2 protein-coding genes are annotated in these 855 nt (G+C 38.4%); one reads left to right on the top strand and one right to left on the bottom strand.

What is annotated here, in order from left to right; genetic code table 11:
* Window positions 1-30: 30 nt before the first annotated feature.
* Window positions 31-384 carry a cupin domain-containing protein gene (locus tag MUB50_RS16900; protein WP_117495883.1) on the bottom strand — a complete coding sequence of 118 codons (354 nt, stop codon included), beginning with the start codon at window positions 382-384 and terminating at the stop codon, window positions 31-33.
* A 142-nt stretch (window positions 385-526) separates the two neighbouring features.
* Here MUB50_RS16900 and MUB50_RS16895 point away from each other — a divergent pair.
* A partial coding sequence (locus tag MUB50_RS16895; protein ID WP_244791772.1) for a winged helix-turn-helix transcriptional regulator occupies window positions 527-855 on the top strand: 329 nt, incomplete at its 3' end.

Here is an 855-nt window from a genome sequence, read left to right as displayed (position 1 = left end):
CTGTGCATTTTTGTAAATAAATACTTTTAATTAGCCGATTACGGCGTCCTCTGCTGTAAAATGTTCCAGAGAATTTTCTTTTACCTGAATGCAGATATAAGTAATTCCGGAAATATCGGATGCAAAAAACTGACGCTTTGCAGCAGGTGCGATCTTTAGCCAGTCTCCAGTTGAAAGGCTGATTTCTTCTCCATCAATTATGGCTTTGCCGTTACCTGAAAGAATTCCATAGATTTCTTCATTTTCTTTATGAGAATGAACAAATGGGACATTTGCTCCTGCAGGCAGTTCGTTTAAACTGATTTCTGCACCTGTTAAAGACAACTTTTCATGCAGCTCAATTCGGTTTTCCTTTCCAATAGTTGTTTTTGTGTAATTTGTCATAATAATACCTCCATAGTTGATTTGTAGTTTCTGGTTGCTTGGTATTAGTATAGTGTGAGACACATACAAAAACAAGTACGCACCTTTTTGTAACTGTGCACTCAAAATTGAATGTGTTACAATAGACTCGGAGGTGAGAATTATGCGAGCAAAAGAAGAATTACCGGAATGCCCAGTTGCAACAGCGGTATCTCTCATCGGAGGAAAATGGAAACTGCTGATTTTGCGTAACTTGAAAGAGCGCCCATGGAGATTCAATGAGCTACAACGAAGTATAGAGGGTATTTCACAAAAGGTTTTGACAGATAGTTTAAGACAAATGATGAGTGATGGACTGGCATATCGCCACGATTACCATGAGCAGCCACCGAGAGTTGAATACGGATTAACGGAACTCGGAACAAAAATGCTTCCAATTGTTAATTCACTTGCTGACTTTGGTAACTACTATAAATCACTTATTGAACAGAA

Source organism: Blautia sp. NSJ-140 (genome assembly GCF_022868965.1).
Taxonomy (GTDB): domain Bacteria; phylum Bacillota; class Clostridia; order Lachnospirales; family Lachnospiraceae; genus Blautia_A.
The sequence above is the reverse complement of the archived record's forward strand: the minus strand, read 5'-3'. Positions and strand labels throughout refer to the sequence as shown.